The following is a 19,465-nucleotide window of genomic DNA, read 5'->3' on the forward strand; positions in this document are numbered from 1 at the left end:
CGTCTTGGTCTCCGCGACAGAAAGACGTGGATGGCCGGGACAAGCCCGGCCATGACGGCGCGGAAACACCGCTGCTAATCGCGCTCAATCCGCCTTGACCATGAACGCGGCAAGCGCATCGCGATCGGCTTGCGGCATGGTCAGCCCGAGCTTGGAGCGGCGCCACAGCACATCGTCTGGAAAGCGTGCCCATTCCTTGCGCATGAGGTAACGCACCTCGGCGCCGGTCAATTCAGCACCGAAGGCCGGGCCAAGATCGGCCTTCGTCTTCGCGTCACCCAGGATATCCTTCACGTTCAGCCCATAGGCGGCCACCAGCCGCCGCGCCTGCATTTCACTGAGGAAGCGCCAGCGGTCGCGGACGATGTCGACCTCGCTCTCAAAGCGCTGCCACGCGAATTCGCCGCCCGGCAGCGGCGCCGTTGCCGTCCAGCGCGGCCCCATCGGATAGAACCGCGCGAACTTCGAAACCGCCCGCTCGGCGCGGCGCCGCGACGTCGTGACGTCGCCGCCGAAGATCGTGAGAAGCGGCGCCCTGCCGCGCTTGAAGTCGGGCGACACTGCGCCAGCGCGTCGCCAGCGCGCGGGTGCGACGACGGAATTGGCACCGGAAACCGTTCGCAACACGTCGGCTGGGGTGATCTGCTCGCGAAAATAGCGGTTGGCTGCGTCGCAGAGATAGGCCACCTCCCGCGCATCCATCGCGACAATGGCGGGATCACCCTTGAAGGCGCTGCCGATCAGGGTGAAGTCGCGCTCATAGGGACTGGCGAAGATCAGGCGTCCGTCGTTGTTCTGGAACGCATAGACGTTGTCGCAGTCGAACAGGCGGCGCACCACGATCTGGCTGATCTGCACGGTGGCAAGCGGCGGCGCCGGCACGCGCAGCACGGTGTCAGCGACCGAGGCGGTCCACGCGCCGGTCGCGTTGACCAGCGCCCGTGCCGTGATCACCCGCCGATAGCCGCGGTCGATCGCGATCAGCCGCCAGGTGTCACTACGCTCGGCTCGGGTCACCCGCGCGCCGGTGCGGATATCGGCGCCGCGCGCCGCGGCGTCGACCGCATTCAGCACGACGAGCCGGGAATCGTCGACGACGCAGTCGGAATATTCGAACGCGGTTCCGAACGGCCGCTTCAGCGCATTGCCGACCGGATGGTGGGTGACATCGAGGGTGGTCGAGCGCGGCAGGCCGCTGCGCGAGGCGAGCCGCTCGTAAAGCAGCAGCAACGACCGCAATTGCCACACCGGCCGCTCCCCGGCATGAACCGGGATCGCGAAGCGCGCCGGCCGAACCAGGTGCGGCGCGATACGCAGCCAGACGTCGCGCTCCCTGAGCGCGGTCCGGACGCGGAACAACTGCCGCCGCTCGAGCCCGGCCAGATCGCCATGCACCAGCCGCGGAGAGGCCTGCGACGCGCCGGAACCGAGATCGCCCTGCTCCAGCAGGATCACGCGCAGGCCGCGGCCGGCGGCATCACGCGCGATGCTCGTGCCGTTCAGCCCACCGCCGATGATCGCAACGTCATAGTCCGCCATGCCAAACGGCTATCGCATTTGAATGCGAACGGAAGATGTGCTCGCACGAAAAATGCGTCAGGGCGCAGCGCCGACCGAGGCGAAGAAGTGTTCGGGCCCATCGGCTTCGATCAGCTTCTTGCCTTCGATCACCCAGAACCGGTTGGCCACCGTCCGCACGAACCGGCGGTCGTGCGACACCAGCAGGCAGCTGGCCTGCTGCTGCATCAGCTCGTCTTCCAGCGCCTCCTGACCCTCGATGTCGAGATGGTTGGTCGGCTCGTCGAGCAGATAGAAGTTCGGCTGGGTCAGCCGCAGCACCAGCATGCCGAGCCGGGCCTTCTGCCCGCCGGACAGCCGCCCGATCGGACGGCCCTGCATCTCGATCGAGAGCCCGGTGCCGGCGAGCAGGCCGCGCGCCTGCTGATCGCCGACCGCAAAGCGCCGTGTCAGCATGCGCATCGGGGTGTCGCCATCGGCGAGATCGGCCAGCGCCTGGTCGCAATAGCCCAGCACCAATGACTCGGTGGCGCGGATCTCGGCGGCGGCCGCCGCGGAGTTCTCGATCGCGAGCCGCAGCGCCGCGACAAACCGGGTCTTGCCCGCGCCGTTCGGCCCGAGCAGCGCGATCCGGTCACCCCGGCAGATGAATTGCGGGCCGGTTCGGAACAGCGGCCTGCCGTCGGGCGTAGCGATCACCGCGTTGTTCAGCCTGATCAGCACCTTGGCATGGGTGTCGCGGTTGGCGAGCCGGATCGTGCCGGCCGAGCGTTCCAGATGCGCGGGCTTTGCCGTCTCCTCCAGTCGCTCAGCGCGCTGCCTGAGCTGCCTGGTCTTCGACAGCAAGAGGTCACTGCCGGAATTGATGCCGAGATTGTTGAGCTTGGCGGCCTGCTGCCGCAGCTGCCGGACCGCCTTCATGTCGCGCGTAAAGCGCCGCTCGTCCGCTGCGTCGCATTCGTCGAGCGCCGCACGCGCCGCGGTGTATGGCAACGCGAACAGCTGCGAGCGTTCCGGGCGCAAGAACAGCGTCCGGTTGGTGGTCGCATCGAGGAAAGCGCGGTCGTGGCTTGCGATCACCACCGGCATCTCGCGCGGCAGCGCATTGAGCCAGGCCTCAAGCCGGGCGATCTTGGCGAGGTCGAGATGGTTGGTCGGCTCGTCGAGCAGCAGCACATCGGGCTCGGTCACCAGCACGCGGGCGAGCAGCGCGAGCCGCAGCCAGCCGCCGCTCAATTGCTTCAACGGCCGCGCCCACAATTCCTCAGGCACGTCGAGCGATTGCAGGGCGACGTCGACCCGCCAGCTCTCGCTGTCGCGCTGCCCGGCGGGGAGCGCCTCCAGCACGGCGGTATGGAACGGCATATCCATCAGCCCTGCCGGCGCATCCTGCTCGACATGGCCGACGGTCAGTCCGCGCGCGCGGCTGATGTCGCCCGCATTCGGTTCCATGCTGCCTGCGATACAGCGCAGCAGTGTGGACTTGCCGCGGCCGTTGGCGGCGACGAGGCCGATGCGGTCGCCGGCATTGACGACGAAATTCAGGTCGGAAAACAGCGGCGCGTTCAGCGTCACGCCGAGATTGCGGACATTGATGAGGGTCACGATCAATTCTCTGGTCTTGCCGGCCATCACGTCATCGCGTGGGCATGCAGCCATCAACGGATGTGCGTGTCGAAGCGCGGCGAGGAATTTGAGTGCAGGCGCGAACGTTCAAACGTTCGGCGCCGCACGGCCACGTAGGGCAGACCAGGACAAGATTTTAGCCGAGTTTCCGGTCAGCCCTGCAAACGCATTTGCAGGGCGTTGACGGGGCCACGCTTGAGGTGGGGATCGTTGTATCTCGCCACGACGCAGCCCTCCTTTCTCGACCGAAATGATGTGGTGGTCGGACGGTAACCGGACGTGCAACCGATGGCAAGCGCAGCCGGCCTGGCCGGTCCGCCGGCTTACCCGGCCTTGCGCACGGTTTCGGCCAGCCGGTCGCCGCCGACCAGCGCGGCAAACTGACCGATCGGGGCCGGCCGGCCGATCAGATAGCCCTGCACCGCATCGCAGCCTTCCTCGGAGAGGAAGCCGAGCTGCGCCTCGGTCTCGACGCCCTCGGCGACGATCGACATTTCGAGGCCGTGGCCGAGATCGATCACCGCGCGCACGATCGCGGCCGATTGCGGATTGCGGCCGAGATTGATCACGAAGGCGCGGTCGATCTTGATCTTGTCGAACGGAAACGCCTGCAGATAGCTCAGCGAGGAATAGCCGCTGCCGAAATCGTCCATCGAGATGCGGACCCCGAGCGCCTTCAGCCGCCGCAGCAGCGACAGGCCGCGGTCGAAATCCTCGATCAGCACGCCTTCGGTGATTTCGAGTTCGAGCCGGTCGGGCGTCAGCCCGGTCTCGAGCAGGATCGAATGGACCAGGCCGACGAGGTCGCCATGGATGAATTGCGCCGGCGACAGATTGACAGCGACCTGCATCGGGACGGCCCATGAGGCGGCCTCCCGGCAGGCTTCGCGCAGGATCCATTCGCCCATCTCGACGATCAGGCCGCTTTCCTCGGCAAGCGGAATGAAGTCGCCGGGCGGCACGAAGCCGCGCAGGGGATGGTGCCAGCGCGCCAGCGCCTCGAAGCCGATGATCTGGCTCGCCGCGACGCTGCCGCCCGCCGCAGCCTGCGGCTGGTAATAGAGCGACAATTCGCCGTTCTTGATCGCGACCGAGAGCTCCTGGTGCAGCACGCGGCGATCGCGGATCTGCTGGTCCATCTCCGGCTCGAAGATCGAGATCGTGCCGCGCGATTTGGCCTTGGCGCGGAACAGCGCCGCGCCGGAATTGGCCAGCAGCGAGGCCGCATCCGTGCCGTTGTGCGGGAACACCGCGATCCCCGCGGTGAGGCCGGTGCGCACCGACTTGCCGTCGATCGCGAAATCCCCACCCAGCGCCTCGGCGGCCTGCTCGGCCAGGGCGATGCCGGCGGCCGGCTGCTGGCCGTCGATGATGAGGCCGAATTCGTCGCCGGAGAGCCGCGCGACCACGCCGCCGCGCGCCACGGTCTGCAGGCGCTGCGCGACCTCGATCAGCACCTTGTCGCCCATCGCATGGCCGTAGACGTCGTTGATCTCCTTCAGCCCGTCGAGATCGACGCAGAGCACGGCAAACTCCTCGCCGGTGCCGTCGCAGGCCTCGATCATCTGGGTCAGCGCCTGCAGGAAGGCGGCGCGGTTCGGCAGATCGGTCAGGCCGTCATGATAGGCCATGTGCGCCATCCGCGACTCGGTCTGGCGCCGGTCGGTGACGTCCTCATGGGTCTTGATCAGATATTGCGGCTCGCCGTCATCGTCGAGCACGGTCATGCGGCGGGTCAGGAACAGCCGCAAACCGTCCTTGGTCGAGATCGGATGCTCCTCGGCGATCATGCTGCGCTTTCTGATCGCGGCCTCGTCGCGGGCAACGATCAGCTTGGCTTCGCGCGCGTTGAAGATGTCGGACGCGGTGAGGCCGGCGGCGTCCTCGCGGCGGCGGTTGAGGATTGTCTCGGCGCTGCGGTTGGCCAAGAGATAGCGGCCGTCGCTGACGCGCTGCACGATCAGCGAGACCGGGATGTTGTCGACCACGAGCTCGAGGAACTTCTTGTTGTTCTCGAGCTCGCGCGACAGCGCGCGGCGGTCGGTGACGTCCTCGAACAGCGCGATCAGGAATTCCGGCGCGCCGGCCTCGTTGCGGGCGATTACCCGGTTGGACGCCAGGATGCGCTTCTCCGAGCCGCGTTCGACGAAGAACTCGCTGCGGTGATAGCCTTGCGGCGCGTCCAGCGCGGCGCGGTCGGCGGTGTCGATGCTGACCGCGGTCTCGGGACGGAAGATCTCGTCGGCGCGTTTGCCCACGATGTGATCGCGCGAGAACCGCGAGAAGCGCTCGAAGGCGCGGTTGGCGAAGATGTAGCGGCCGTCCTCGATGTTCTTGGCGGCGACGCAGACCGGGACGTTGTCGAGCACCGATTCCAGGAATTGCGTGGTCGAGGCGAGCTTGCGCGACAGCTGGCGCTGGTCGGTGCAATCGAGATGGGTGGCGACCGAGCCGCCGTTCGGCAGCGGGAAATACTTCACCAGCACCGACCGCCCGCCGGGCAGTTCGGTGACGAGGCCTTCCGGCATCGCTGCCCGGGTAAAGAAATCCGCGGCGCTGATGTCGAGCACGCCGCGGTCGCGGCGCAGCTCCAAGAGCTCGGTGCCGGTCATGTTGCGCCGGATGTCGGCGCGCGACAGGCCGTAGATGTCGAGATAGCGGTCGTTGCAGAACACGATGCGCTCGCACGCATCGGTCATCACCACGCCCTGGTTCAGATGGTTGAGCGCCGAGGAGACGAAAGCGTTGCGCCGCAATTGGGCGCGCTTGGCCTTGCGCAGCGCCGAGAGGATCCACAATCCGATCGCGCCGAAAAACGACGCGGCCACCACGCTGCCGATCAGGAGCTCCCAGACCACGCCGGGATCGAGATCACCGAGATAGCTCGATGGCGCGAATCCGCCGGTGCCGGCGCGGGCTGCGGCGTGCGGCACGACGGCAGCGATCAGGCAAAGCACGGCCCTTGCCGGAATCGAATTCTTCCCGCCCGCCTGCCACTTCCTGCCAGCCATCGATCACCCGCGGATTTCCAGGGCGAGTGTCCGGCTTTGGCGGTTTGGATCGGGTAAACGCGTCAGGATGCAACCGGTAAACGTGGCGCAATTTGCGGCAATTGCCCTGACATGATTAATGCTGCACTAACAGGGCATGGCTCCCCAACTCTTTGAGATGGCCCAAGCACTTGGCCAATAAGCACTTGCCGAAAGCGATCGGATCGGTTGAACGATGTTGGCGGCGACGGCCGGGGGCGCGATCGCGCGGAAATTGTCGGACTTGAAGGACGAGATGGACAGGGTTGATTGCGTGATCGTCGGGGCGGGGGTGATCGGCCTCGCCGTGGCGCGGAGGCTGGCACAGGCCGGCCGTGAGGTGGTTGTGCTCGAGGAGGCCGAAGCCATCGGCACGGTGACCTCGTCGCGCAACAGCGAGGTGATCCATGCCGGGATCTACTACAAGGCCGGCAGCCTGATGGCGCGGATGTGCGTCAGCGGCAAGCGGGCGCTGTACCGCTATTGCGCCGAGCACGGCATCCCGCACAGGAATTGCGGCAAGCTGATCGTGGCCACCACGCCTTCGGAAACCGAAAAGCTGCAATCGATCCGCGCCCATGCCGCGGCCAATGGCGTCGACGACATGCAGCTGCTGTCCGGCGCTGCGGCGCGTGCGCTGGAACCGGCGCTGAATTGCGACGCGGCGCTGCTGTCGCCCTCGACCGGGATCATCGACAGCCATGCCTACATGCTGGCGCTGCGCGGCGACGCCGAGGAGGCGGGCGCGGCCTTCGCGTTCCATACGCCGCTGCTCCACGCCCGGGTCACCGGCCAGGGGTTCGAGGTCGAGGCCGGCGGCGCGGCGCCGATGACGCTCGCCTGCGACCTGCTGGTCAATGCCGCAGGGCTCGGCGCCCCGGCGGTCGCGCGCAATGTCGAGGGCATGCCGATCGAATTGATTCCAACGGCCTATCTGGCCAAGGGCAATTACTTCAGCTGCAGCGCCAGGGCGCCGTTCTCGCACCTGATCTATCCGGTGCCGGAGCCCGGTGGGCTCGGCGTGCATTTGACGCTCGACATGGCCGGACAGGCGCGGTTCGGTCCCGACGTCGAATGGATCGATCGGATCGATTACGCGGTCGACCCGGCGCGGGCCGAGCGGTTCTATCCGGCGATCCGGAAATACTGGCCGACGCTGCCGGATGGCGCGCTGATGCCGAGCTATTCGGGAATCCGGCCCAAGATCGTGCCGCCGGCGGTGGCGACCCAGGACTTCCTGATCCAGGGGCCGGCCGACCACGGCGTCGCCGGGCTGATCAACCTGTTCGGGATTGAATCGCCGGGGCTGACGTCGTCGCTCGCGGTCGCCGACCATGTCGGCAAGCTGGCAGGACACTGAACAAACTCGGCTTGGCAAATACGGCTGAGCACATGCAGCATGACCTCCCGGGGGATGCGCGCTGCGGCGTTCATCCCTCGGTGAAAAGGTCAGGATTGTTTGCTGATTTGCGGGGGCCGGCTTAGTGGACCGTGTCGTCGGCGGACAGTCTCAACCGCTCGATCTGGTCCTTGACCATCAACTTGCGGCGCTTCAGCTCGCAAATGTGGAGATCGTCTACGGAGGGGTGAACGAGCGCTTCGTGCAGTTCGTTCTCGAGTATTTTGTGCTTACGCTCCAACTCAACGAGATGGGCCTGTATTGCCATTGCGAACACTCCTCGGTGCGTTAAACCTCAGGGTCGATCCGGACCAACAAGTGTACACGAGTGGACGGGCCTGTCGATAGGGGACGCGATATGCCGCACGCACGCATTTCGGTTTATCTGTAACCAATCGTGATCAGGGAACCGGTTCGGCTTGCGCGGCGCGCGCCGAGGGAGGATATTCCGGCGAGCGGCTGCTTCGGCCGCAACAGCTTCGTCGTGCTTACCAGTTAACACACAACCATGAACGATCAGGATGAGCGCGAACTCCTCGCCGAGCTTGCGCGTCTGCAACAAGAGCACCGCGACCTCGACGCCGCGATCGACGCGCTGCATCAGTCGCCGGCGCCGGATCTCCTGATGCTGCAGCGCCTGAAGAAGCGGAAGCTGCAATTGCGCGATCGCATCGCCTTCATCGAAGACCAGATCACGCCCGACATCATCGCCTGAGGCGCGCGCCGCCTCGCGGCCCCTGGTTCAGTTCGATCCGGCGGTTTTCCCCGTCATCCACAGCGCCCCCTGGGCTTCACATTCCCGGCAACGGATGCTCCCCCGTTTCTCGGCGCTTGACTCCACCAGAACAAAAAGAGAACATTCCGATCCAGCCGCCAGCCATCGAAGGGAGTTTCGCCATGTCCGTCCCGCCGTCCCTGCCCGACCACAACAGCCGCTACGAGAAGGCCTGCGATCAGGCGATCGCGATGTGCGACGGCAACCTGCGCAGCACCATCAAGGCGCTGATCATGGCCAACGAATATCTCGAGGCCGAGCTCGACGAATTGCAGGCCGCGATCACCGCCGGCTGCGTGCCGGCACGCCCCCAAGTGGCAAGCGACGTGGCGAGCGACTTGGCGAGCGACGCTGCCTGATTCTTGCGATTGTTGGCCTGACCATCAGGGAGCACAGCGATGGCCGATGTAACCTATTACGTGGCACTTCCCTTCATGCAGGACGACGACGGCACGCCGGTCGCCGGCAATGCCGAGGAATGCCAGAGCTCGGCGATCGCGCTGCGCCGGGCGGAGACGATGTCGCGGATGCCGGGCAGCATCGGCGCCGTCGCATTCAGCCGCACCGGCGATCCCGCGATCGGCGAATTCGGCGATGCCAAGCTGCTGCGGGCCTACGGCAACGTGCCTGAAGACCTGAGCGCGCTGTAATCCCCCGGGATTCTCTGAGATCTAGGTTTCATGGCGCCGCTGCGCCTTGCGCACATACATCGCGCGGTCGGCCTCATCGAGAACCCGATCGAGATCCGAATGCGCAGTGAGGATCGCAACGCCTGCGGAGGCGCCCGCCGAGACCTGGCAGTCACGGAACACGAAGGTCAGGCGGTCGATCGCTTCTTCCAGCGCAGCCGCCTTGGCGCGGGCGTCGGTTTCGCTGAGATTCCACAGCAGCAGCGCGAACTCGTCGCCGCCGAGCCGGCCGATCACGTCGGAGGCGCGCACCTGGTCCGAGATCGCGGCAACGATCGCCTTCAGCACCTCGTCGCCGGCCGCGTGCCCGAACGCATCGTTGATCGGCTTGAGGCGGTCGACGTCGAGCACGATCAGCGCGCCGGAGGCCTGATAGCGCTTGATGAAGGAGAGCGAACGGGCGAGCTCGCGCTCGAAGCCGCGCCGGTTCAGGATGTCGAGCAGGAAGTCGGTCTCGGCCGAGGCCTGAAGCTGCTCGATCCGGGCCTGGGCCCGCGCCAGCTGCGCCCGCAGCCTGCGGATGGTCGATTTGTCGCCGGAGGTGACCGCGGCACGCCTGGCAATACCGGTTCCGGACGCTTTGGTTCCAGCCGCCTTTGCGCCAGTCTTTTTTGCGCCGGTCTTTCGGGTTCCAGTTCTGCCCGGTGCGGATTTGCTCGCGGCAGCCGCGGCTTTTCGCCGTTTGGCCGCCCCGGAGGCGGCCGCGGTGGTCTTCTTCTTCATGCGCATCTTTGTTGAGGCTTGCTTATGAAGGCTTGCCGGGATTCACCAAGACAGGATAGTCCATTCTATCTCCCTTGCCACGCCTTGGATGAGAACCGGGCCGCCCCTATAATCGGCCTATGCTTTTGGATTCCTGAACAGAATTGAAGAGATGACCGCTCCGATCGCCATCATCATGGGAAGCCAGTCCGACTGGGAAACCATGCGCCATGCCGCCGACACCCTGGCCGCGCTGGGGATTGCCTGCGAAACGCGCATCGTTTCGGCCCACCGCACCCCGGATCGGCTCTATGCCTTTGCCAAGGGCGCCAAGGCGGCCGGCCACAAGGTGATCATTGCCGGCGCCGGCGGCGCCGCGCATCTGCCGGGCATGACGGCGGCGCTGACCGAGCTTCCGGTGTTCGGGGTTCCCGTCGAGTCCAGGACGCTGTCCGGCGTCGATTCGCTCTATTCGATCGTGCAGATGCCGGCCGGCGTTCCGGTCGGAACGCTCGCGATCGGCAAGCCCGGCGCGATCAATGCCGCGCTGCTCGCGGCAAGCGTGCTCGCGCTCAGCGATCCCGCTTTGGCGGCCCGCCTCGCGGCCTGGCGCACCGAGCAGACCGATGCGGTCAAGGACCATCCGGAGGGCACGGCGTGACGGCTTCCAACCCTGTGAGGCTGAAGCCGGGCGACACCATCGGAATCCTCGGCGGCGGGCAATTGGGCCGGATGCTGGCGATGGCCGCAGCGCGCCTCGGGCTGCGCTGCCAGGTGTTCTCTCCGGATCCGGACTCGCCGGCCTTCGACGTGGTGCAGCACGCGACCTGCGCGGAATATGCCGACGTCGAGGCGCTCGAGCTGTTCGCCAACGACGTCGACGTCGTCACCTATGAGTTCGAGAACGTGCCGGCCGCGACCGCGATGGTGCTCGCCGCGCGCCGCCCGGTGCTGCCCGCGTACAAGATCCTCGAGACCACGCAGGACCGGCTGTACGAGAAGGATTTCGTCAGCAAGCTCGGCATCGGCACCGCCGACTATGCCGACGTCTCCTCGGTCGCGACGCTGCGCAGCGCGATCGAGCGGATCGGCCTGCCTGCTGTGATCAAGACCCGCCGCTTCGGCTACGACGGCAAGGGCCAGGCCATCATCCGCCAGGGCGACGACATCGAGCAGGTCTGGGACGATCTCGGCACCAAGTCGGCGATCCTCGAGGCCTTCGTGCCGTTCGAGCGCGAGATCTCGGTGATCGCAGCGCGCTCCGCATCCGGCGACGTCGCGTGCTTCGACGTCACCGAAAACGAGCATCGCGACCACATCCTGAAATTTTCCCGCGTGCCGGCTGCGATCCCCGAACAGCTTGCCGCAGAGGCGCGCGCGATCGCCGAAAAGATCGCCACGGCGCTCGACTATGTCGGCGTGCTCGCGGTGGAATTGTTCGTGGTGCCCGGCAACGGCAAGGCAACGGTGCTGGTCAACGAGATCGCGCCGCGGGTGCACAATTCCGGCCACTGGACGCTCGACGGCGCCTCGATCTCGCAGTTCGAGCAGCACATCCGCGCGATCGCCGGCTGGCCGCTGGGCAAGCCGGTGCGTCATGGCGAGGTCACCATGACCAACCTGATCGGCGACGACATCCTGAGCTACGAGCAGTGGCTCAGCGTTCCCGGCGCCACCGTGCATTTGTACGGCAAGGGCACGCCGCGCCCCGGCCGCAAGATGGGCCACGTCACCGAAGTGACGCCGCCGCGCAAATCATAATTCCACAGAACCGCTTCGGCGCATCGAGGGAAATGGGATCGTGACGACCACGATCCCATTCGCCAATCATGTCACGCCGTCTTGACGCCGGCGACGACGCCGGTCGGCTCGTCGCTGAGCCAGCGATAGATCACGCCGCCAAGCGCGCCGCCGATCAACGGCGCCACCCAGAACATCCAGAGCTGCGCCAGCGCCCAGCCGCCGACGAACAGCGCCGGTCCGGTGCTGCGCGCCGGATTCACCGACGTGTTGGTGACGGGAATGCTGACGAGATGGATCATCACCAGCGCGAGGCCGATCGCGAGCGGCGCGAAGCCGGCGGGCGCCTTGCCATGGGTCGATCCCATGATGATGAACAGGAACATCATGGTCATCACGACCTCCATGATGAAGCACACCACCATGCTGTACTGGCCCGGCGAGTGCGCATCATAGCCGTTGGAGGCAAAGCCCTTGCTGACATCGAAACCGGGCGCGCCGCTCGCGATCACATAGAGCAGCCAGGCCGCAACGATGGCACCGATGACCTGCGCGATGATGTAGGGCAGCACCTGGCCGCCGGGGAAACGCCCGCCCGCGGCGAGCCCGACCGTCACGGCCGGGTTGAGGTGGCAGCCCGAGATATGGCCGATCGCATAGGCCATGGTCACCACGCTGAGCCCGAAGGCCAACGACACGCCGACCAGGCCGATCCCGACCTGTGGAAAGCCGGCCGCGATCACCGCGCTGCCGCAGCCCGCGAATGTGAGCCAGAACGTACCGATCAGCTCGGCAGCGTATTTCTTCATATCCATGTGGCATCTCCCCTATTTCCAATGTCCGGGTTGTCCAAAACGCCGGGAGCGGCCTTCATCTGGGCGCCAAACCACCCAAATCAGGGCCGCACAAAGGCATTTTCGCCCCATTTCGTGGCTTTACTAGGCCCGAAAGTCACTCGACCGGTGGACATCTGCGCGTTTGTCTGATACATGCGCGCGCCTGGGGTTAAGAGGCAGGCCTTTTGCCGCCCCTTCACCTCGCCAGAATTCCGAACCGATCAATTCAAAAGAGGATGCCGCGTGCAGGTTCTCGTCCGCGATAACAATGTCGACCAAGCCCTGAAGGCGCTGAAGAAGAAGATGCAGCGCGAGGGCATTTTCCGCGAGATGAAGCTCCGCGGTCATTACGAAAAGCCCTCCGAGAAGAAGGCTCGCGAAAAGGCCGAAGCCGTGCGCCGTGCGCGCAAGCTGGCGCGCAAGAAGCTGCAGCGCGAAGGCCTGCTGCCGATGAAGCCGAAGCCGGTGTTCGGCGCTGGTCCCGGTGGCGACCGCGGCGGCCGTCCCGGTGGTGCAGGCGCCGGTCGCGGCCCCCGCTGAACCGTTTTGCTGATCCGGAAGTCTAACAGCGCGGGCCACGGGCCCGCGTTGTCGTTTTGAAGCAGGCCCGCGTTCCGGGGATCCCATGCAAAACCACCGGCAAGAGCAATTTGCATGACGGTTGCTCCGGCACCCCGCTCCCGGCTCCCGGAGCTAGCGCATCGCCGTCGCGCGCTGCACCTCGTCATCGCTGTACTGCTGCTCGGCCCGCCGCTCGGGGCATGCTCCTTCGACCTGGGATCGTGGGGCTCGGACGACAAGCCGAAGCCGGTCGCCACCACCGATAGGCCGGCCGCCGACGCCATCACGCCGCAGGACGTCAACAGCGCCAGGGATCATGCGACGCGTGGCCAGGTGCTGGCGCATTCCGGCAAGCTCGACGAGGCGTTGGCGGAGTTCGAGCAGGCGCTGACGAGCGATCCCTACAACATCCAGGCCCTGTACGGCCGTGGCCTGATCTATCAGGGCCGCGGCCAGCACCAGCAGGCGATCGACGATTTCACCGCAGCCAGCGGGCTGTCGCCGCAGAAGGCCGAGCCGCTGGTCGGCCGCGCCACGAGCTATCTCGCGCTCGACAAGGCCAAGCAGGCCGCCACCGACCTCGACGAGGCGGTGCAGGCCGATCCCAACAATGTTGCGGCGTGGAGCGCCCGGGGCCAAGCCTATGAGCGGCTCGGCGACAAGGCCAAGGCGGCAGCCTCCTACAATCGCGCGCTCGCGCTACGGCCCAACGACGGCAACGCGCGCAGCGGCCTGGCGCGCACCGGCGGCTGAAGCATGATCCGGAAAAGTGCGAAGCGGTTTTCCGGCATTAGGCAGCAAACTCACCAAGACGTATGGCGACCTAAGCTGCCAGCCTTGCTAACATCTGCGGCATGAAACGCCAGCGGCAGCCACTCCACCCATTTGGCCCCGTGCTTTTGGCCCTGTTAGCCGAGCTGATCCTGGGAGTGCTTTATGGGATATTCTGGATCGGCAAAGACGCTCTGATTTGGGCGTTCTTACTCCTTATCGTCTTTGCGCTTCCGGTGGTCGTCATCTTTGGAGTGGCCGGGATAACGCTTTGCATCCGTCGTCCTTTGACGGGCAGGAAGCCTTGAACGAATTTGTCCTGAATGGGCTAGTGAAGCGCCGGGCCCAGCTAGCTGGCGACATCGAAAACACCCACGAAGCCCTGCGGAAGATGGTTTTGGACTTGGAGAACCTAGACGCGACCATCCTCCAATTCGATCCGGACTCCTCTGGACGATGCTTCGCATCGCTAGGCGCAATCCGACCTCTCCCCGCCGGCGAGAGGTGAACAGGACCGCGCCAGCTCAATTCAACCAATTCCATCCCGCTTTAGCTTATCAACTTACTCGGCAGGCTTAGGCAGGGCCTACTTCGGCAGGACGGCGTGGAACATCGACTTCATGCCGGAGAACATGTCGTCGGTCACCGAGGTGTGGTCGCTCTTCGGCGCAGCCATAGCCGCGTCGGCGCGCAGGTCGAGCGGCGCCTGGATCACCGGCACCGGAATGTCGGCCGGCGGCGTCAGCCGATTCGAATCCTGGGCGTTGGCGTAGGGCGGACGCTGCTGCGAGGATTGGTCGACGTTCTCGGTGGAGGGGTTCGACACCATGATCGGCGGCGGCAACGGCCGGATCGCAGATTGCGCTGCCGGACGCTGCGCCTCTGGCAGCCGGGCGAGATCGGTGCGCGCGGCGTCCTGGGCGCGTGCGGCCTCCTGCGGGCGCTCCTTGCGCAGCCGCTCGATCGCGGCGCGCGCGAGATCGTTGGCGTCGCGGTTCTCGTCCGGCGCGGCGGCGGCTTCGGCCGGTGCCGCCGCGGTGGCAGGCGCAGCCGGCTGCGGCGCGGCGGGCGTCACCTTGGCGACGGCCTTCGGCGCCGCCGTGTGGTGGCGGGTGTCGGTCGGGATGCTGGCGGTATCGGCCGGCGCGTCAGGCTTCTGGTCGGCGGCTTTCTCGGCCGGCTTCTCGGTGACGGTGGCCTTCTCGAACGCCGACCGCTCGATCAGCGTCCGCTCGGACATGCCCTTGGCCTTGACGCCGGCTTCGGGGAGGCTGCTGACGACGGTGGCGGGCTTGGCAGCGGCTTTCGGATCGACGGCGGTCACGGCTGCGGTGGCGGGTGCTTCCGGCTTGGCCACGATGTAGTGATTGACGATGTACGCCCCGATGATGGTCGCTGCCACCGAGGGTAAGATGTCCATCACGAATTTCTTCAGGTAACTCAGCATGACCTGCCACTCCCCGCCCCGTTATTTCATGCTGGAACTTTGAGGCACATTCAGGGATCAACTGCGTCGGATCGGTGGCAAACCCCCGTTCCGACGTCACCTTTGGTGTCACTTTGGTTTCAGCGGAGGCGCCCCCTGCGCAGGCCGCATCCACCTCCTAATTCATCGTGCAGCCGTTAACGGGTTATGAATTTCCACAGCCGCGGCTGCTCGGAGCTGCCATTCAGCGCGCGCAGGGTTACCGTCCGCGTCAGGGCTTGAGTTCGACCTCGAGGAACACGATCTCGCTGGCCGTCTCGTTCAGCACGTCGTGCTGGACCCCCGCCTTGCGGAAGTAGGACTTGCCGGCCCCGAGCTGGGCCTTCGAGCGCTCCCCGTTCGGCGCCACGATCGTCATCTCGCCGGACGTGATCGGGACGATGACATAGTCCATCTCATGGGTGTGGTGGCCGGTGGCGCTGCCGGGCGCGAGCCGCCATTCGGTCACGCGAACCTCCGCCGTATCCACCTGCACGTCCGATTTGGCGCTGAGCATCGTCACGTCTCCAAGTTCCTTGTTGAGCGGATCATGCTCTAACGCATGATCCGGAAAAGTGCGAAGCGGTTTTCCCTCGCGACAAACGCGGAACGCGTTTGCGCGGAGATCATGCGCAAACAAAAGGCTGAAGCGCGAATCTCATCGCGCTTCAGGGCACGAAGACCATGAATACGAACACCGCGAACACCACCATGTGAACCAGCCCGAACAGGATGTTGGTGCGGCCGGTTCCGAAGGTGAGCATGCTGACCATGAAGGTCAGCAGCAGGATCAGCATATGCTGGTTGCTGAGCCCGAGCACCAGCTGCTTGTCCAGCACATAGGCAGCCGCGGCCACCGCGGGAACCGTGAGCCCGATGGTCGCGATCGAGGAGCCGAGCGCGAGGTTGATGCTCTTCTGCAGGTCGTTCTTGCGCGCCGCCGACACCGCGGCAACGCTCTCCGGCAGCAGGATCAGCGCCGCCACCACCAGGCCGGCAAAGGCCGGCGGCGCGCCGATCTTGACGGTGACGACATCGACCACCAGCGAGAATTTCTTGGCCAGCAGCACCACCGCCAGCAGCGACACCAGCAGCAGGACGATGCTGATCGCAGTGTCGCGGTCCGACATCACCTCGCCATGCGCCGCCGCCTCATTGGCGCCGCTGATGAAGTAATCGCGGTGGCGGATGGTCTGGGTGTAGAGGAACACGGCGTAGAGCAGCAGGGTCACGACGCTGATCACGGCGAGCTGGGCCGTGGAATAGATCGGGCCCGGCGCCGTCAGCGTGAAATTCGGCATGTCGAGCGTGATGGTCGCGAGCACGAATAGCACGCTGAGATAGAGGTTGGCGCCGGTGATCTGGAAATCCTGCTCACGGTAGCGGATGCCGCCGATGAAGATGCAGAGCCCGACCAGGCCGTTGCAGACGATCATCACCACCGCAAACACCGTGTCGCGCGCCAAGGTCGGCGCCGGTGTGTCGCCCAGCATGATGGTCGAGATCAGGGCGACCTCGATGATGGTCACCGCGAGCGTCAGCAGCAGCGTGCCGAACGGCTCGCCGATCCGCTCGGCGATCATTTCGGCGTGATGAACGGCCGCGAACACGGTGCCGAACAGGATCACCAGCAGCACGGCTGCGAACACCCAGCCGGCCGCCGATGGCGCGAAGGCATAACCGGTGACGGTGACCGCGCCAAACAGCAGCACCGCCAGAACGGGATACAGCCAGGCCGACCGTGGCATCGGTCCGTGTGCGCTCATATCGTCAGCCCCCTCATTCGACTGCCGCGATTATGCGACAGACAATCGCCGCCGTCAGCCTCCTGCGGCGCCGATGAACGGCCGCGCCGTCGCCATCGCACCGAAATCGTCGAGATTGTCGTGCCCGGCACCGGGCAGCCGCACGAACTGCTTGGGCTCGTGGGCGAGGCCGAACAGCCGCTCGCCAAAGCGGATCGGGATCGCCCGATCGTCGCTGCCATGCATGATCAAGAGCGGCACCGTGACGCCGGCAATTCGCCGGTCGGAATGGAATGGATCCCGCATCAGCAGGCTGACCGGCACGTACCAGAACAGCGCGCCGGCGACCTCGGCCGTCGAGGTGTACGGCGCCTCCAGGATCAGCCTGCCAACCGGGTGTTCGGCGGCGAGCGCGACCGCAACGCCGGTGCCGAGCGAGAAGCCCCACGCCACGATCTCAGCGGGACGGTAGCGCGCGGTGGTGAACGCGTAGGCTGCTGCTGCGTCCTGCAGCAGGCCCTCTTCGCTCGGCGATCCGCTCGAGCCGGCGTAGCCGCGGTACGACAGCGCCACCAGTCCGGTGCCGTCGGCGGTGATCGCCTTGAAGCGCGCGACGCGGCCGGCCAGGAAATCGCCATTGCCGGGAAAGAACAGCACCACAGGCCGGCCAGGCTTCGCCGGCACATGCCAGACGATGACCTTCTCGCCGTCATCCGTGGTCAGCACATGCTCTTCCGCTTCGGGAAGGCCTGCCGCCGCCGGCGCGGTCCGCCCCACCGGCGGGATCGGGAACAGCATCTCGCGCTGCTTGACGAACAGCACCGCAAGGCCACCGAGATAGACCACCGCGGCGACGATCAGCAGCCATTTCAGGATCGTCAGAACCACGCGCAAATCCCGCCTGCCGCTCTCAATTTCCGCGCTAGATTTAGTGTGTCGAGATGATGCGAGGCCCCATTGCTACTTTGCATGGGGTTGTTTTCGCAGTTTTGGCTCCCGCTCCTGGTTTTTGGCGGCCGCCGAGAGCGGCCTGCGCCTCGCATTGAGCAGCGCTTCGACCTCGAGCCTGACGCTGTCGGGAACCGGCCGGCAGGCGCAAACCTTCGCATGCGCCACATGCCACGCGATGCGCTGCTGGCGCGTGGCCCGGGGCGGCATGCGATGGTCTCGATGCCACTCCCGGTTCAACGCCATCAGCGTCAGGCCATCGCCTTGACGATGTTCTCGGTGACCTTCTTGGCGTCGCCGAGCAGCATCATGGTGTTGTCGCGATAGAACAGCGGATTGTCGATGCCGGCATAGCCCGAGGCCAGCGAGCGCTTGATGAACATCACGGTGCCGGCCTTCCAGACCTGCAGCACCGGCATGCCGTAGATCGGCGAGGTCTTGTCCTCTTCCGCCGCCGGGTTGGTGACGTCGTTGGCGCCGATCACGAAGGCGATGTCGGCCTGGGCGAACTCCGAGTTGATGTCCTCGAGCTCGAACACCTCGTCATAGGGCACGTTGGCTTCGGCCAGCAGCACGTTCATGTGGCCGGGCATGCGCCCCGCGACCGGGTGAATGGCGTATTTCACCTCGACGCCTTCCTTCTTCAGCAGGTCGGCCATTTCGCGCAGCGCATGCTGGGCCTGCGCCACCGCCATGCCGTAGCCGGGCACGATGATGACCTTGGAGGCGTTCTTCATGATGAAGGCCGCATCGTCGGCCGAGCCGAGTTTTGCGGGCTTCTGCTCGCCCGAGCCGCCGCCGGCCGCAGCCGTTTCGCCGCCGAAGCCGCCGAGGATCACCGAGATGAACGAGCGGTTCATCGCGTGGCACATGATGTAGGACAGGATTGCACCCGACGAGCCGACCAGCGCGCCGGTGATGATCAGCGCCGAATTGCCGAGCGTGAAGCCGATGCCGGCGGCAGCCCAGCCGGAGTACGAGTTCAGCATCGAGATCACGACCGGCATGTCGGCGCCGCCGATCGGGATGATCATCAAGACGCCGAGCGCCAGCGCCAGGATCGTGATCATCCAGAAGTCGAACGCGCTGCCACTCAGCACGAGGCCGACGATGAAGAACACCAGCGCCAGCGCCAGCACGATGTTGATGACGTGGCGGAACGGCAGGATGATCGGTGCGCCGCTCATCCGGGCCGACAGCTTCAGGAACGCGATCACCGAGCCGGTGAAGGTCAGGGCGCCGATCGCGACGCCGAGCGACATCTCGACCAGGCTCTGCGGATGGATATTGCCGGGCGTGCCGATGTCGAACGCCTCGGGCGCATAGAACGCGCCGGCGGCGACCAGCACCGCGGCCATGCCGACCAGCGAGTGGAACGCGGCGACGAGTTCCGGCATCGAGGTCATCGGCACCCGGCGCGCGATCACGGCACCGATGCCGCCGCCGATCGCGATGCCGAGGATGACCAGGACCCAGGCCACGCCATCGGCCGGCGGATGGCTCGCCAGCGTGGTGGCGACCGCGATCGCCATGCCGATCATGCCGAACATGTTGCCCTGGCGCGACGACGCCGGGCTCGACAGGCCGCGCAGCGACAGGATGAACAGCACCCCCGCCACGAGATACAACAGTGCAGAGAGATTGGCGCTCATCTCAGGTCC

Annotated in this window: 19 protein-coding genes; 8 read left to right on the forward strand and 11 right to left on the reverse strand. The window is 65.9% G+C overall.

Annotated elements, in window-relative coordinates; genetic code table 11:
- Positions 1-84: 84 nt before the first annotated feature.
- From ACVW17_RS02425 to ACVW17_RS02435, 3 genes are all read right to left on the reverse strand, one after another.
- A complete protein-coding gene (locus ACVW17_RS02425) occupies positions 85-1,539 on the reverse strand; it encodes a glycerol-3-phosphate dehydrogenase (protein ID WP_456796746.1) in 1,455 nt (484 codons plus the stop codon).
- A gap of 57 nt (positions 1,540-1,596) precedes the next feature.
- Positions 1,597-3,150 carry an ABC-F family ATP-binding cassette domain-containing protein gene (locus tag ACVW17_RS02430; RefSeq protein ID WP_456796747.1) on the reverse strand — a complete coding sequence of 518 codons (1,554 nt, stop codon included), beginning with the start codon at positions 3,148-3,150 and terminating at the stop codon, positions 1,597-1,599.
- Between the two features lie 317 nt (positions 3,151-3,467).
- The gene (locus tag ACVW17_RS02435; RefSeq protein WP_456796748.1) at positions 3,468-6,155 is read right to left on the reverse strand and encodes a sensor domain-containing protein; all 2,688 of its coding nucleotides are present in this window, start codon (positions 6,153-6,155) and stop codon (positions 3,468-3,470) included.
- A gap of 274 nt (positions 6,156-6,429) precedes the next feature.
- Between ACVW17_RS02435 and ACVW17_RS02440 the strand changes: the two genes are divergently transcribed.
- On the forward strand, positions 6,430-7,533 hold the full coding sequence (locus ACVW17_RS02440; RefSeq protein ID WP_456796749.1) for an NAD(P)/FAD-dependent oxidoreductase: 1,104 nt from the start codon (positions 6,430-6,432) through the stop codon (positions 7,531-7,533).
- Positions 7,534-7,654: 121 nt separating this feature from the next.
- On the opposite strand, the gene ACVW17_RS02445 is transcribed toward ACVW17_RS02440, so the two are convergent.
- Positions 7,655-7,840: a YdcH family protein gene (locus ACVW17_RS02445; protein WP_050422666.1), complete on the reverse strand. Its 186-nt coding sequence runs from the start codon at positions 7,838-7,840 to the stop codon at positions 7,655-7,657.
- 240 nt (positions 7,841-8,080) lie between these two features.
- On the opposite strand from ACVW17_RS02445, the gene ACVW17_RS02450 reads away from it, so the two are divergent.
- The 3 genes from ACVW17_RS02450 (at position 8,081) to ACVW17_RS02460 (ending at position 8,997) form a co-directional block, all read left to right on the forward strand.
- Positions 8,081-8,287, forward strand: a complete 207-nt coding sequence (locus tag ACVW17_RS02450) for a YdcH family protein (protein ID WP_024583705.1) — start codon at positions 8,081-8,083, stop codon at positions 8,285-8,287.
- A 182-nt stretch (positions 8,288-8,469) separates the two neighbouring features.
- Positions 8,470-8,706, forward strand: a complete 237-nt coding sequence (locus ACVW17_RS02455) for a hypothetical protein (RefSeq protein ID WP_456796750.1) — start codon at positions 8,470-8,472, stop codon at positions 8,704-8,706.
- Positions 8,707-8,745: 39 nt separating this feature from the next.
- The gene (locus ACVW17_RS02460) at positions 8,746-8,997 is read left to right on the forward strand and encodes a hypothetical protein (RefSeq protein ID WP_024583703.1); all 252 of its coding nucleotides are present in this window, start codon (positions 8,746-8,748) and stop codon (positions 8,995-8,997) included.
- A gap of 21 nt (positions 8,998-9,018) precedes the next feature.
- On the opposite strand, the gene ACVW17_RS02465 is transcribed toward ACVW17_RS02460, so the two are convergent.
- Positions 9,019-9,765 (reverse strand): GGDEF domain-containing protein, encoded by a 747-nt coding sequence (locus ACVW17_RS02465; protein ID WP_456796751.1) that lies wholly within the window; start codon positions 9,763-9,765, stop codon positions 9,019-9,021.
- Positions 9,766-9,910: 145 nt separating this feature from the next.
- Here ACVW17_RS02465 and purE point away from each other — a divergent pair, with 145 nt between their 5' ends.
- Positions 9,911-10,399 (forward strand): 5-(carboxyamino)imidazole ribonucleotide mutase, encoded by a 489-nt coding sequence (purE, locus tag ACVW17_RS02470; RefSeq protein ID WP_456750304.1) that lies wholly within the window; start codon positions 9,911-9,913, stop codon positions 10,397-10,399.
- Complete coding sequence (locus ACVW17_RS02475; RefSeq protein WP_456750305.1) at positions 10,396-11,499, forward strand: 5-(carboxyamino)imidazole ribonucleotide synthase; 1,104 nt, start codon at positions 10,396-10,398, stop codon at positions 11,497-11,499. Before purE ends, ACVW17_RS02475 begins: the two co-directional genes overlap by 4 nt.
- A 71-nt stretch (positions 11,500-11,570) precedes the next feature.
- Here ACVW17_RS02475 and aqpZ read toward each other — a convergent pair whose 3' ends face one another.
- Complete coding sequence (gene aqpZ / locus ACVW17_RS02480) at positions 11,571-12,293, reverse strand: aquaporin Z (protein WP_456796752.1); 723 nt, start codon at positions 12,291-12,293, stop codon at positions 11,571-11,573.
- Between the two features lie 264 nt (positions 12,294-12,557).
- On the opposite strand from aqpZ, the gene rpsU reads away from it, so the two are divergent.
- Together rpsU and ACVW17_RS02490 are read left to right on the forward strand one after the other, a co-directional pair.
- A complete protein-coding gene (gene rpsU / locus ACVW17_RS02485; RefSeq protein WP_021078544.1) occupies positions 12,558-12,854 on the forward strand; it encodes a 30S ribosomal protein S21 in 297 nt (98 codons plus the stop codon).
- Between the two features lie 114 nt (positions 12,855-12,968).
- Complete coding sequence (locus ACVW17_RS02490; protein WP_456750307.1) at positions 12,969-13,628, forward strand: tetratricopeptide repeat protein; 660 nt, start codon at positions 12,969-12,971, stop codon at positions 13,626-13,628.
- Between the two features lie 604 nt (positions 13,629-14,232).
- Here ACVW17_RS02490 and ACVW17_RS02495 read toward each other — a convergent pair.
- The 5 genes from ACVW17_RS02495 to ACVW17_RS02515 form a co-directional block, all read right to left on the reverse strand.
- A complete protein-coding gene (locus ACVW17_RS02495) occupies positions 14,233-15,093 on the reverse strand; it encodes a hypothetical protein (protein WP_456750308.1) in 861 nt (286 codons plus the stop codon).
- Between the two features lie 250 nt (positions 15,094-15,343).
- Positions 15,344-15,628 (reverse strand): cupin domain-containing protein, encoded by a 285-nt coding sequence (locus tag ACVW17_RS02500; RefSeq protein ID WP_456750309.1) that lies wholly within the window; start codon positions 15,626-15,628, stop codon positions 15,344-15,346.
- A 151-nt stretch (positions 15,629-15,779) separates the two neighbouring features.
- Positions 15,780-16,877 carry a calcium:proton antiporter gene (locus tag ACVW17_RS02505; protein ID WP_456750310.1) on the reverse strand — a complete coding sequence of 366 codons (1,098 nt, stop codon included), beginning with the start codon at positions 16,875-16,877 and terminating at the stop codon, positions 15,780-15,782.
- A gap of 54 nt (positions 16,878-16,931) precedes the next feature.
- On the reverse strand, positions 16,932-17,738 hold the full coding sequence (locus tag ACVW17_RS02510) for an alpha/beta hydrolase (RefSeq protein WP_456756303.1): 807 nt from the start codon (positions 17,736-17,738) through the stop codon (positions 16,932-16,934).
- A 317-nt stretch (positions 17,739-18,055) separates the two neighbouring features.
- Positions 18,056-19,456, reverse strand: a complete 1,401-nt coding sequence (locus ACVW17_RS02515) for an NAD(P)(+) transhydrogenase (Re/Si-specific) subunit beta (RefSeq protein WP_456750311.1) — start codon at positions 19,454-19,456, stop codon at positions 18,056-18,058.
- Positions 19,457-19,465 lie beyond the last annotated feature (9 nt).

This window comes from Bradyrhizobium sp. USDA 4473, from assembly GCF_054063335.1.

Excerpts from the sequence above, each read along its gene's own strand:
- ACVW17_RS02425 (WP_456796746.1), bottom strand. The coding sequence starts at position 1,539 with ATGGCGGACTATGACGTTGCGATCATCGGCGGTGGGCTGAACGGCACG.
- ACVW17_RS02430 (WP_456796747.1), bottom strand. The coding sequence starts at position 3,150 with ATGGCCGGCAAGACCAGAGAATTGATCGTGACCCTCATCAATGTCCGC.
- ACVW17_RS02435 (WP_456796748.1), bottom strand. The coding sequence starts at position 6,155 with ATGGCTGGCAGGAAGTGGCAGGCGGGCGGGAAGAATTCGATTCCGGCA.
- ACVW17_RS02440 (WP_456796749.1), top strand. The coding sequence starts at position 6,430 with ATGGACAGGGTTGATTGCGTGATCGTCGGGGCGGGGGTGATCGGCCTC.
- ACVW17_RS02445 (WP_050422666.1), bottom strand. The coding sequence starts at position 7,840 with ATGGCAATACAGGCCCATCTCGTTGAGTTGGAGCGTAAGCACAAAATA.
- ACVW17_RS02450 (WP_024583705.1), top strand. The coding sequence starts at position 8,081 with ATGAACGATCAGGATGAGCGCGAACTCCTCGCCGAGCTTGCGCGTCTG.
- ACVW17_RS02455 (WP_456796750.1), top strand. The coding sequence starts at position 8,470 with ATGTCCGTCCCGCCGTCCCTGCCCGACCACAACAGCCGCTACGAGAAG.
- ACVW17_RS02460 (WP_024583703.1), top strand. The coding sequence starts at position 8,746 with ATGGCCGATGTAACCTATTACGTGGCACTTCCCTTCATGCAGGACGAC.
- ACVW17_RS02465 (WP_456796751.1), bottom strand. The coding sequence starts at position 9,765 with ATGCGCATGAAGAAGAAGACCACCGCGGCCGCCTCCGGGGCGGCCAAA.
- purE (WP_456750304.1), top strand. The coding sequence starts at position 9,911 with ATGACCGCTCCGATCGCCATCATCATGGGAAGCCAGTCCGACTGGGAA.
- aqpZ (WP_456796752.1), bottom strand. The coding sequence starts at position 12,293 with ATGGATATGAAGAAATACGCTGCCGAGCTGATCGGTACGTTCTGGCTC.
- ACVW17_RS02490 (WP_456750307.1), top strand. The coding sequence starts at position 12,969 with ATGACGGTTGCTCCGGCACCCCGCTCCCGGCTCCCGGAGCTAGCGCAT.
- ACVW17_RS02495 (WP_456750308.1), bottom strand. The coding sequence starts at position 15,093 with ATGCTGAGTTACCTGAAGAAATTCGTGATGGACATCTTACCCTCGGTG.
- ACVW17_RS02500 (WP_456750309.1), bottom strand. The coding sequence starts at position 15,628 with ATGCTCAGCGCCAAATCGGACGTGCAGGTGGATACGGCGGAGGTTCGC.
- ACVW17_RS02505 (WP_456750310.1), bottom strand. The coding sequence starts at position 16,877 with ATGAGCGCACACGGACCGATGCCACGGTCGGCCTGGCTGTATCCCGTT.
- ACVW17_RS02515 (WP_456750311.1), bottom strand. The coding sequence starts at position 19,456 with ATGAGCGCCAATCTCTCTGCACTGTTGTATCTCGTGGCGGGGGTGCTG.